The sequence below is a fragment of the Bacillus sp. B1-b2 genome (assembly GCF_009183415.1).
GTDB lineage: Bacteria > Bacillota > Bacilli > Bacillales > Cytobacillaceae > Niallia.
The window spans coordinates 66,730-78,721 of record NZ_WEHU01000003.1 but is presented as its reverse complement, the minus strand read 5'-3'; the positions used below and the strand labels follow the sequence as shown (position 1 = coordinate 78,721).

Annotated in this window: 11 protein-coding genes; 9 read left to right on the top strand and 2 right to left on the bottom strand. The window is 32.6% G+C overall.

Annotated features, from left to right (window positions below; genetic code table 11):
* Positions 1 to 60: 60 nt before the first annotated feature.
* Both F9279_RS26155 and F9279_RS03855 read right to left on the bottom strand, forming a co-directional pair.
* Positions 61 to 342, bottom strand: a complete 282-nt coding sequence (locus tag F9279_RS26155; RefSeq protein WP_413463190.1) for a CBO0543 family protein — start codon at positions 340 to 342, stop codon at positions 61 to 63.
* A gap of 113 nt (positions 343 to 455) precedes the next feature.
* Entirely contained in the window at positions 456 to 857 is a 402-nt protein-coding gene (locus F9279_RS03855) for a hypothetical protein (RefSeq protein ID WP_152111479.1), read from the bottom strand.
* Between the two features lie 292 nt (positions 858 to 1,149).
* Here F9279_RS03855 and F9279_RS03850 point away from each other — a divergent pair, with 292 nt between their 5' ends.
* The 9 genes from F9279_RS03850 to hmpA all read left to right on the top strand — a co-directional run bounded on the left by F9279_RS03850 (position 1,150) and on the right by hmpA (position 11,478).
* Positions 1,150 to 1,653, top strand: a complete 504-nt coding sequence (locus tag F9279_RS03850; RefSeq protein ID WP_152111478.1) for a CBO0543 family protein — start codon at positions 1,150 to 1,152, stop codon at positions 1,651 to 1,653.
* A 323-nt stretch (positions 1,654 to 1,976) separates the two neighbouring features.
* A complete protein-coding gene (locus F9279_RS03845; protein WP_152111665.1) occupies positions 1,977 to 2,756 on the top strand; it encodes an SDR family oxidoreductase in 780 nt (259 codons plus the stop codon).
* Between the two features lie 369 nt (positions 2,757 to 3,125).
* Complete coding sequence (locus tag F9279_RS03840; protein ID WP_152111477.1) at positions 3,126 to 3,923, top strand: phosphotransferase; 798 nt, start codon at positions 3,126 to 3,128, stop codon at positions 3,921 to 3,923.
* A 75-nt stretch (positions 3,924 to 3,998) separates the two neighbouring features.
* A complete protein-coding gene (locus tag F9279_RS03835; protein WP_152111476.1) occupies positions 3,999 to 4,847 on the top strand; it encodes a hypothetical protein in 849 nt (282 codons plus the stop codon).
* 605 nt (positions 4,848 to 5,452) lie between these two features.
* The gene (locus tag F9279_RS03830) at positions 5,453 to 5,794 is read left to right on the top strand and encodes an ArsR/SmtB family transcription factor (protein ID WP_152111475.1); all 342 of its coding nucleotides are present in this window, start codon (positions 5,453 to 5,455) and stop codon (positions 5,792 to 5,794) included.
* Between the two features lie 15 nt (positions 5,795 to 5,809).
* Entirely contained in the window at positions 5,810 to 7,108 is a 1,299-nt protein-coding gene (locus F9279_RS03825; RefSeq protein ID WP_152111474.1) for an arsenic transporter, read from the top strand.
* Positions 7,109 to 7,155: 47 nt separating this feature from the next.
* A complete protein-coding gene (locus F9279_RS03820) occupies positions 7,156 to 8,799 on the top strand; it encodes an FAD-dependent oxidoreductase (protein ID WP_152111473.1) in 1,644 nt (547 codons plus the stop codon).
* Between the two features lie 120 nt (positions 8,800 to 8,919).
* Positions 8,920 to 9,957: a serine hydrolase domain-containing protein gene (locus F9279_RS03815; protein WP_152111472.1), complete on the top strand. Its 1,038-nt coding sequence runs from the start codon at positions 8,920 to 8,922 to the stop codon at positions 9,955 to 9,957.
* Between the two features lie 300 nt (positions 9,958 to 10,257).
* Positions 10,258 to 11,478: an NO-inducible flavohemoprotein gene (hmpA, locus tag F9279_RS03810; protein WP_152111471.1), complete on the top strand. Its 1,221-nt coding sequence runs from the start codon at positions 10,258 to 10,260 to the stop codon at positions 11,476 to 11,478.
* Positions 11,479 to 11,992 lie beyond the last annotated feature (514 nt).

Genomic DNA, 11,992 nt, shown 5'->3' with positions numbered 1-11,992 from the left:
TACAGCACTCCTTTTTGTTACTTTCAAAAAATGAAAGGCTAGTAGTAAGCTAATCAAATTCTAAAAAACCACATATGATACTCTCGAGAAAAGAAAAATGTAATCCATAAAGTACGTACTAAAAGTAAAATACCATGTCCATTTCTTGTATGTAATAAGATTAGTATATTTAATAGCGTAAAGCTCGAACAATGTAATGAAGGAGCAGAAGAATGTGTAATATAAAAAATTACTAATATAATTTCGTTTTTCTGGGAAATTCACATTAAATAAAGAGCAAAGTGCAGGGTAAACAAAGTATTCAAAAGTAAAGCTAGTTTTATTCGCTTTTTTGAAAAACAGGCGATATTATGGGTATGCTATAAGATTCTTTTCTACTACCAGAAGGCCAAATAGCCATGTTATTAATTGTTTAAAAAGAAGGCTCTGTTTAAAAGCTAATGTTGATTTTTGTGTTATATTACTTTTTGCAATACATCCTCAATATAATCCTTTAATTCCTCGTTAATTTCTTCAAATGATTCATTAAGTAGTTCACCACTTATCTTGCTTCCTGGTATGTTATTTAAAACTCGCATACCTAAGAGTGTGAGTTTGCATTCCCATATATTAATAATACGTAAATCAATTATGTCTCCATTTTTGTCAGATATGACTATTGCAACGGAGGAGATGTATCCTGGCATAAAAGGGTCCTCGCCCTCTTTATCGAAATCTGCATCAAATTCTAAGTTCTGCTTAACAAAAATAGATTTATAATCATTTAACAATTTTTCGGTATGCTTTTTTAATGATGATTCAGTAGTTTCAATCTTTTTCCTTAGTTCTTCTGTGAAATCCTTTTGTTGATATTTCATATACTAATCACTCCCTACAAATCGGATATATGTAAAAATTCGACAAAATATAGTGAAATCCTTCTTCAACTAATTGCCCCCGTTATCGTAGTTATCTAAGCTCTTATTTCTATCTTTTTTCTCTAACGATTTTCTATGCATAAGAATCCCTTCTATAGAAGGTATTGTATATTATGGAATTACATTCATTTTATCATTTATGAACGATGCTCTTTCTTTCTATGTATTAAGGTGATTTATTACATAATTATCTAAAATCAATGAATACTAAGTAAAAAAGGTGAATGGATTTATGCACTTATTACTAGCAATTATTTTAGTAGCATTAACATACTGGAAGGGAGATTGGAGAAATTGGCAAAAATATGCTCCTACCATTCAATATGTTATTATAAGTAATCTACTTTATAACTATTTCTGTCATGATTTCCTATTATGGGAGTACAAAGGAGACCTTTTACAGGAGAAACATAATATAGTGGATTTGGTATATACTTTTATTATTTTACCTTGTATCACATTAATATTTCTCACGCAATATCCTTACTTTAAAGCTAAATTAAGCCAAGCTAGATACATTCTTTATTGGGTTGCTGGTTCTATGTTGGTGGAATTTATCATGATTTATTATAAAAGATTACTTCTGAATAATGGCTTTGAATATTGGATGGATTTCTTTTTCTATATAGTGATGTATTCTTTGATTCGTTTACACCATACGCGGCCAATAAGAACATATTTTATTTCTATTTTGGTTATTGTATTTTTATTGTGGCACTTTCAAGTTCCTTTGTAGAAGATAGAAAAATAAATAGTATAAAGACATAGGTATAACTAAAAGTTTCATTTAGGTTTATCTATGTCTTTTTCTGATCTCTAGAGGTATTTGCAAGGGCAATGCAGAAAATAGTAAGAGAGTAAATCTTTTTTATTTTCTTTTCTAATTGGAAAATGTTTTAAAGATGTTTAAAGGAGAATCAGTATGGCAACTATCCTATAACTATAAAAAATTCATCTCTTTCTTACAGGTTAAGTATGTCTTTTATATCAGTTTTAGGACGTGCTAAACAAATGAATACTCATCTCTTTATGTGCGTCCTCATAAATAGGAGGATAATGATGAAAGAATTATATGGAAAAGTAGCGATAGTAACTGGGGCGAGTCGCTCAACAGGTATAGGTGCAGCAATTTGCCTCTCTCTTGCGCAAGCAGGTGCGGATGTCTTTTTTACACATTGGACTAAATTCGATGAGGTGGAAGGAAATGGACTTGAATCTGATTACCCATCCATTTTATGTGAAAAGATAAAAAGCCTTGGAGTAAGAGCAGAACATATGTCATTAGATTTAAGTTTAGAAGAATCTCCAGTAAGACTATTAGAAGAAGTGGAAAAAACACTTGGAACAGCATGTATTTTAGTTAATAATGCAACATATGAAGCTCCAACAAATTTTCATGAATTAAATACAAAAATATTAGATAAACATTATAAAGTAAATAATAGTGGAACTTTCATGTTATCGGTTGAATTTGCTAAAGAGTATGAAGAAGTATTTAAAAATAGAAAAGAAGGTCGAATTATAAATCTTGTTTCAGGTGGACCTGATCCCAATAATTTAGCATATATTGCAACAAAAGGAATGATTATAGCAATAACAGAGCCATTATCTGTAACACTCGCACCTATTGGGATAACAGTAAATTCCATTAATCCAGGACCAACTGATTCAGGCTGGATAAATGAAGATATAAAGGATTACCTATTACCTCAGTTTCCAACTGGTCGTATAGGAAAACCTGAAGATGCTGCAAAAATAATAACCTTTCTAGCAAGTGATGATTCTTATTGGTTAACTGGCCAAACCATTCGATGCGAAGGCGGATTTTTAGGTAAGTAAGTCTTCAAGAAAGAAGTTGCTTCTTTATAAAAATAGTAAATTGCTAGATGAATACGTAATTGGTTGAAAACCCTTTCTTTATGTAAGTTCTTTTGGTAAAATTTACATTAGAGATGTAAAGAAAGGGGAATCTATATTACACATGTGGAAAACTTTGAATTGATTCGTTAATTGGATAAAGACAAATACGATTTTGCCTATTGAGGATAGGTTTATTTGTCTATCTGTAATCATTCAAGGGATTCATGGTGTGGACAATTAAATTCCCATTGCCTAAGCAGATACCTTTGTCTATCTGTTTTTTTATGGGTAAAAATACATCTTTATTGACACAATGAGTGAAATCCCTATATTAGTGGAGGGATCATTATGGCAAATGAATATGAAAAAGAAGAAATGCTAAAAGGTGGGAATATCTCAGACGTATTTCGCTCTGGAAATACAGTTCGAAGAGATTTAAAGCCTGATAATGATAAAATCCATATGTTATTAAACCATCTTGAAAGCAAAGGTTTTGGTTATTCACCGAGATTTTTAGGGGTCGATGAGAAGGATAGAGAGATTTTATCGTTTATTGAAGGGGAAGCAGGTAACTATCCTCTAAAAAAATATATGTGGTCTGATCATGTTTTAAGTGAAATAGCGAAAATGCTCCGTCTTTATCATGATGCAGTGAGTGATTTTCCTTTAATAAATGAATGGAAACCAATGGATCATACACCTGACAATATAGAAGTTGTCTGCCATAATGATTTTGCTATATACAACATTATCTTTAATCAAGAAAGTCCAGTAGGTATTATAGATTTTGATGTGGCGGCACCTGGCCCAAGGCTTTGGGATATAGCATATACTCTTTACACTTGTGTCCCTTTAAGTAGACTTTGGCATAATGAAAAAGGGGAGGCAATTTATTATAATCCATCTGAAGATTCAGTCCATATAAAACAAAGAATCCATTTGTTTTTTGAATCCTATGGAGATAAGGAAATGCAGCAAGGTTTTCTAGAGATGGTTTTACTAAGAGTAGAAGGATTATGTAAATATATGCTTAATAAAGCCAATGAAGGCGATGTTGCTTTTCAGAAAATGATAGATGAAGGGCAACTAGATCATTATCAAAAAGAAATTCAGTTCATTCGTGAATATGGAAAAGAGTGGGTTTAAAGGGCAGTATTTATTTGAACGGAAAAGAATTATTGGAGTAATTCCAAATTTAATTCTTAGAAAGGGACAGATGCCTTGAATACAAAATTAGTACTAGTAGAAGGACTTCCTGGCTTCGGCAAATCCACTACAGCAAACTTACTCAATACGATTCTTCTTGAAAAGAAAACAGATGTAGAGTTATTCCTTGAAGGAAATCTCGACCACCCAGCCGATTATGATGGGGTATCATGTTTCAATAAAAGTGAATTTGATAGTTTATTAGTAAAAAGTGGTGCTTTTAGAGAAGTAATTAGTAATAGTGTGACAAGAAAAGAGGACCATTATTTTCTTCCCTATAGAAAAATGATAGATGAAAATGGTGTTCATTTTCCAGAAAGTTTGTTGAATACTATTTTTAAAAACGATATATACGAATTACCATTCGAAAAGAATATGGAGTTAATAACTGAAAAATGGAGGGATTTTGTAAATCAAGCCAACAAAGGAAGTAAAACATATATATTTGAATGTTGCTTCATACAAAATCCTATAACAATCGGAATGGTTAAATATGGCGAAGATAAAGAAAAGGTTATAAATTATGTACGTGCATTAGAAAAAATCATAGAAGAATTGAATCCAGTATTGTTTTATATAGAGCAAGATAATTTAGAATTCTCATTTAGAAAGGTGTACAAGGAAAGAGAAAAAGAGTGGTCTACTGGATTTATGAATTATTATACGAATCAAGGGTATGGGGAATATAAAGGGTATAAAGGTTTAGAAGGTACAATGAAAGTGTTAGAAGCAAGAAGAGAAGTGGAAAGAGAAATTTTTGATCAGCTAAGTATTATAAAAGCTATATTAAATAATACTTTTTATGAAACGGCTAGATATAAGTCGATGATAAAGGAAAAGTTGCATTTACTTAACATTTTATAAGAGAAGCTGGCGACCCATTCGCGTTTTGGTCGCCGTTTTACTGTTTTAGAAAGAGGATTTAGGGATATGCCTGGTTACTGCTAGGTATTATTAACTCTTCCATGGTGCTAAGAAAGGAATTTATCATTATTCAACAATCAGCTACAGAATAAACGGAGATTTCCGATTAAATACAAACGAAACCATGTTTTTAGGGATAATAAGCGGAAAATTCCGATTACTTAAGAAAAATCCTCCTATTTCATGCGATTTCAAGGCTTTTGTCGGAGAAATCCGTTTATTCAAGCTTTTTTTCATGGTAGAAAAGGAAATAAGCGTATTTTTCCGGTTAATTATTTGATTAAGTATTTTTACGGAAGATAAGTGCAATTAGATGTGTGAATTTCCAAATTTTAATCGATTAGTTGTGCCGTTTCTCTATCGTTCGCATGTTAGCACAGAAGAAATCACTATATCAAAAGGCAAAATAAAGTAGAGAATAGGAAGAGTTGACATAATGCCTTCTTGTTATTAATATATAAGCATATTCTTATATAGTTAAGTATAATTAATGTTTACAGAGAATTCTTTATGTACAATGCAAAAAAAAGGAGGGAAAATTCATCATGGTAGATGATACAAAATTAAAAGATGCAGCAAATGTTTTGAAGCTTCTAGGAGATAAAACAAGATTATCCATGGTATCTATGTTAGCTGAACAAGAATGCTGTGTTTGTGAATTTGTGGAGGTTTTTAATATGTCACAACCGGCTATAAGTCAGCATCTAAGAAAGTTAAGAGATCTTGAAATGGTGAAAGAGGAAAGAAAGGGTCAATGGGTTGTTTATTCCTTGAACATATCAAGTGATTATTATCAGTTAGTAAAAGGGATATTAAAACATGTTCCAAGTCAGAGAGAGAAATTTGAATGGCTTGAAGAAAAAGGTTTAAGAATTACATGTAATTAATGGAGGTTAATCACTTTGCAACAAACAATTTTAGCAATTATTATTTTTTTAGTAACTTTGACACTCGTTATCTGGCAACCGAGAAAACTTTCTATTGGTTGGTCAAGCATGGGAGGAGCAGCATTAGCACTTATAGTAGGTGTAGTTGACTTTAAAGATGTTATAGATGTAACTGGTATTGTATGGAATGCTACACTTGCTTTCATTGGAATTATCATTATTTCTCTTTTATTAGATGAAATAGGATTTTTTGAGTGGGCAGCACTACATATGGCAAGACTTTCAGGTGGTAATGGTTTAAAAATGTTTATTTATGTTTCTATTCTAGGAGCAGTTGTTGCAGCACTGTTTGCAAATGATGGAGCTGCACTTATTCTAACACCAATTGTTCTAGCAATGGTGAGAGCATTAAACTTAGAAGAAAAAATGGTTTTTCCATTTATCATGGCAAGTGGTTTTATTGCAGATACTACTTCTTTACCACTAGTAGTAAGTAATCTAGTAAATATTGTTTCTGCTGATTTTTTTGGGATTGGTTTTGTGGAATATGCTTCTAGAATGATTATTCCCAACTTCTTCTCCTTACTAGCTAGTATTCTTGTTCTTTATGTATACTTCCGAAAGCAAATTCCGAAATCCTTAAATATTGGTCAACTAAAAGTGCCAGTAGATGCCATTAAAGATAAAACGATGTTTCGTGTAGCATGGATTATCCTCGGTGTCCTGCTTATCGGATATTTTGCAAGTGAATTTGTATCTATTCCTGTATCATTTGTTGTTAGTATTATTGCAATAGTTTTCCTTCTACTAGCAAGAAAAAGTCCTGCAGTTTCTATTAAATCAGTCATAAAAGGTGCACCATGGGCAATTGTGTTCTTTTCCATTGGTATGTATGTAGTAATATATGGACTTCGGAATGTAGGATTAACAGATATATTAGCTAATATCATTCAAGAAGCTGCAAGTCATGGGTTATTTGTTGCAACAATGGGTATGGGTTTAATAGCTGCCATTCTTTCTTCCATCATGAATAATATGCCAACCGTATTAATAGATGCACTAGCAATCGCAGATACTAATGCTAGTGGAATAATAAAAGAAGGATTGATCTATGCCAATGTTATTGGTGCAGATTTAGGACCAAAAATTACACCAATTGGCTCTTTAGCTACATTGTTATGGCTGCATGTTTTATCTCAAAAAGGGGTGAAAATCTCTTGGGGTACTTATTTTAAAACAGGTATCATCTTAACTATTCCAACTCTAATCATTACATTATGTGGTTTATATCTATGGCTTTCCATCCTTTCTTAATAAAATACTTATCTTTAATTTTGAATCAAATTTAGGAGGATACTTTCATGAAAATTATCATTATTGGATCAGTAGCTGCAGGAACATCTGTAGCAGCAAAAGCACGTAGAAATGATGAAAATGCAGATATTACCCTTTATAATGCAGATTATGACATTTCTTATTCTGCATGTGGAATTCCTTATTTTTTAGGTGGAGAAATAGAAGAAATAGAAGAATTAAATCCAAGAAGTGCTGCTTGGTTTACAAAACGTTATCATGTTAATATTTTTACCCGTCATGAAGTATGGAAGATAGATGTAGAACAGAAGAAAGTGCAAGTGAAAAACTTAGATACGAATGAAAGCAAAGAAGATACATATGACGTTTTAGTCTTCGCAACAGGTGCTTCTCCAATAAAACCTAATATAGATGGCATAGATGGAGATCATGTTTTCCAAGTACGTACTATACAAGATACTGCAGCAATCGATCAATTTATGAAAGCAAAACAACCAAAGAAAGTTACGATTATTGGAGCAGGTTATATTGGGTTAGAAATGGCAGAACAGCTCACTCATAAAGGTTTAGAGGTTACAATTGTTCAACGAAGTAATCATGTTATGCCACATGTGGATAAAGATATGACTTGCCGGATAGAAGAGCATCTAATAGAAAAAGGAGTAAAGCTACATCTACAAGATGAAGTAACAGCAATACATAATCAAAAGGTCGTTACAAAGCTAGGTACAACAATAGAAACGGATATGGTGATAGTAGCAACAGGTATACGTCCCAATGTTCAATTAGCTAAAGAAATTGGAGTGACGATTGGAGAATTTGGAGCCATTGCTGTTAACACTAAGATGCAAACAAACCTTCCTGATATTTATGCAGTAGGTGATGTAGCGGAAAGTTACTCTGTGATAACAGGAAAACCAATTTATCGTCCTCTTGGAAGTACGGCTAACAAAATGGGAAGGATAGCGGGAGATGTCATAACTGGCGGTACTATTGAACATCGAGGAATTCTAGGTACTGGCATACTAAGAGTATTTGATTTAACAGTAGGTCAAACGGGGTTAAATGAAGAAGAAGCAAGAAAAGAAGGCTTTGATGTTGAAATCCTGCATAATATTAAACCAGCTAGACCAGCATACTTAGGCGGAAAAGAAATGGTGATTAAGGCAATTGCAGACAGACAAACGGGAAGAATTCTAGGTGTGGAAATAATAGGAGAAGAAGGAGTAGATAAAAGACTGGATGTGTTTGTTACAGCTATTACTTTTAAAGCAAAAGCAGAAGACTTATTCCATCTCGACCTTGCTTATGCACCTCCTTTTAGTACAACAAAAGATCCAGTTATGTATACAGGAATGGCCTTGCAAAATGCAATAGAAAAGAGAAATAAGCTGATCACACCAAAGGAACTAACAGAAAAAGTACAAAATGGAGAAGCAGTTCAAATCATTGATACACGCTCTAACAGTCAATACAATGTATCAAAAGTAGAAAATGCTAGTAATATTCCACTAGGAGAATTACGAGTTAAATCTAAAGAACTGAATCCAACCTTGCCTACAGTTACTTATTGTAATAGTGGAGTAACAGGGAATGCTGCACAAAATGTTTTACGCAATTTAGGTTTTAAGGATATATATAATCTTTCTGGTGGTAATAAGAATTACCAAAGTTATTTAAGAAATAAATGATGTGAAAAGAGGTTTCTTTTATTGGTAGAAGAAACCTCTTTTTTTGTTTTTTTCTAAAAATTCCTTTCATAAAAGTGAAAATTTGGTAAAGTAAACGTAGGAAGAAGATGGAGGTATTATATGGAAAAGAATTTAAATAATCATATGAAAGATGCTATGGAGAAGAATGATTTTTCTGGAACTGTTTTAGTGAATGACAACAAAGGCACTTTGGTAGAGAAGAGTTACGGTTATGCTAATCGATCGGAGCAATTAGAAAATAATATGACTACTCGCTTTGGTATAGCTTCTGGCTGCAAACTGTTTACAGCCATTGCAATATGTCAGCTTGTGGAGGAAGGGAAACTTTCTTTTGAAACAAAATTACAAGACTGCCTTTCTTATGACTTTCCACATTTTGATAGAAATATAACCATTCACCACCTGTTAACACATAGTGCTGGAATACCTGATTACTTTGATGAAGAACTAATGGATGATTTTGAAGAGCTGTGGATTAAAACCCCGATGTATTTACTTAGAAGTTTGGATGCTTTCTTACCACTATTCCAGAACCAAACAATGAAATTCAAAGTAGGAGAGAGATTTCATTATAACAATGCTGGCTATATTTTACTTGGTTTAATTGTGGAACAAACTAGTAAGTTAGCATTTACTGAATATGTGGAAGAATATATTTTTAAAAAAGCAGGAATGAAGCATTCAGGTTATTTTGAATTTGATTCACTTCCTCCAAATACAGCTCTTGGATATATTGATTTACCAGATGGTGCTTGGAAAACAAATCTCTATTCATTACCTGTAAAAGGAGGATCTGATGGAGGAGCATATGTTTCAGTTCTTGATATGGCAAGATTATGGGATGCTCTTAAAAATGAGGATTTACTGAGTGAAGAGTACACCACTAAGTTACTTACACCATACATTCAAACAAATCCAAACTACCCAAATAAATTCTATGGCTATGGTGTGTGGATAGAAAAAAGAGATGAAGAAGTTTGGAAGTATCATATTATGGGCTATGATCCTGGGGTTAGTTTTCATTCTGCGTATTATCCGAAGAACGCTATTAACACGGTAGTATGTTCGAATAAATCAGAAGGTGCATATGACATTATGAGGGTGATAGAAGAGGAAATCGTTGTTGAAAATGAGTAGGGAATTCTATTCTTCCTTTATAAAAAGAGCTAGAGAGCATTAAAATAGCTTTTTAGATTATATAAAGTTATTAGGCTGGTTCATGTTTTTTGTTTTTCTATTTACATTCTATGTTTCGATTGAATTATTTTTATCAAAGTAGGTTGGTTTGAATAATTAAAAGATCGGGATGTCATCCAAAGTAGAGGGATAGATAATAACCAAAGCTGGGGGACCAACACAAAAATTAGATTAATAATTTCATTATAAGGTAATAATATTTATGTTTGTATTAAAAAAGACCTAAAGAGGGTGTTTAACATGTTAGATGAAAAAACCATATCAATCGTTCAATCAACTGCCCCTGTACTAAAGGAACATAGCAAAGAAATCGGATTAAGATTTTATAAACTACTCTTTGAAAAAGCACCTGACTTGTATAATGTCTTCAACCAGACAAATCAAAAACGAGGAATACAGCAAGAGGCATTGGGTTATTCCGTTTATGCAGCTGGTGAGTATATTACAAACTTGGATGCCATTAAACCTGTCATTGAAAGAATATCCCAAAAGCACCGAGCTATTGGAATTAAAGCAGAACAATATCCAGTGGTAGGTGAAACATTATTACAAGCAGTTAAGGATGTTTTAGGTGCTGCTGCCACGGACGAAATTATTGATGCATGGGGAAAAGCGTATGGTTATATATCCGATGCATTTATTAGTTTGGAAGAAAAATTATATGAAGAAACGAAAAATCAAGCTGGTGGTTGGGAAGGATATAAAGATTTCTATGTAGACAAAAAAGTAAAAGAAAGTGAGGATGTGACATCCTTCTATTTAAAGCCTAAAGATGGTAAGCAAGTTGCAACATATAAGCCAGGTCAGTATTTAACCATTAAAGCAAGTATACCAGGAGAAAAGTATACACATATTCGTCATTACAGCTTATCGGAAGCACCTGGAAAGGAATACTATCGCATTAGCATCAAACGGGAAGATGAGCATCAAAGTACTCCTGAAGGAATTGTATCGAACTATTTACATAATGAAATAAAGGAAGGGGATACTTTACAATTTTCTGCCCCTGCAGGTGATTTTGTTCTAGATACTAAAGATACACCATTAGTTTTGATTAGTGGGGGTATCGGAATTACACCAATTTTAAGTATGTTAAATACAGTAGCTTCAGAACAACCTAATCGTCAAGTGACATTAATATATGCTACTAGAAATAGTAAGCATCATCCCTTTAAAACACATATACATCAGTTGGAAAGCAGTCATACAAATATAAAAACACTAATATGCTATGATTCACCTGCGGTTGAGGACAAACAAGGGGTCGACTTCGATATAGAAGGCTATATAGATCAGGAATTACTTAGCTCAGTTATAGAAAATAAGAATGTGGATGTTTATTTGTGTGGTTCTATACCATTCATGGAAAGTGTTATAAATAGCTTAGACAAAATAGAAGTTCCTAGAGATAATATTCATTACGAGTCATTTAGCCCTTTAGCTATTTTAGGTGAGGAATAATCTTACTAAATAAGCACTACCAGAAGAATAGGAATCAAATTAAATGTACCTGATGGGAAATGTCTGCATTAGACTAATTCGTTTAGCAACTGTTTTTGTTGTTCTAAGTTTAAGGAATTATCTTGTAGCAGAGTGATACTATATTTTATAAATATCTATAATATTTTACTAATACAATTAATAATAGAAAAGCATTACATGGTGCTTTCCGCAAAATGAGGGAAGTACTTTTTTTATGCTATATCACGGACGGGGCAGCATATTCCAAGACATAAATATTCTTATTATTTATAAATAAGCATAAATTAAGGCATCTATTATTAAACTAGGATACCTTATTGTACTTATATCTTTGTTAAGTGTCATATGTACTTTTAGTTGCTTCATTCTAGATAACCAACAATTTCAATGAGCCTTTTTTCTAGCAAAGACTTTCCCTGAAATTGTTCCTACAACTGATGCTACTGCAACAAAAATAAATAGTATTCCATATCCCATAGTACCCAAAACCTCC

Bases quoted from the DNA above. Each gene is read 5' to 3' on its own strand.
- F9279_RS03855 (WP_152111479.1), bottom strand. From the start codon at position 857: ATGAAATATCAACAAAAGGATTTCACAGAAGAACTAAGGAAAAAGATT.
- F9279_RS03850 (WP_152111478.1), top strand. From the start codon at position 1,150: ATGCACTTATTACTAGCAATTATTTTAGTAGCATTAACATACTGGAAG.
- F9279_RS03845 (WP_152111665.1), top strand. From the start codon at position 1,977: ATGAAAGAATTATATGGAAAAGTAGCGATAGTAACTGGGGCGAGTCGC.
- F9279_RS03840 (WP_152111477.1), top strand. From the start codon at position 3,126: ATGGCAAATGAATATGAAAAAGAAGAAATGCTAAAAGGTGGGAATATC.
- F9279_RS03830 (WP_152111475.1), top strand. From the start codon at position 5,453: ATGGTAGATGATACAAAATTAAAAGATGCAGCAAATGTTTTGAAGCTT.
- F9279_RS03820 (WP_152111473.1), top strand. From the start codon at position 7,156: ATGAAAATTATCATTATTGGATCAGTAGCTGCAGGAACATCTGTAGCA.
- F9279_RS03815 (WP_152111472.1), top strand. From the start codon at position 8,920: ATGGAAAAGAATTTAAATAATCATATGAAAGATGCTATGGAGAAGAAT.
- hmpA (WP_152111471.1), top strand. From the start codon at position 10,258: ATGTTAGATGAAAAAACCATATCAATCGTTCAATCAACTGCCCCTGTA.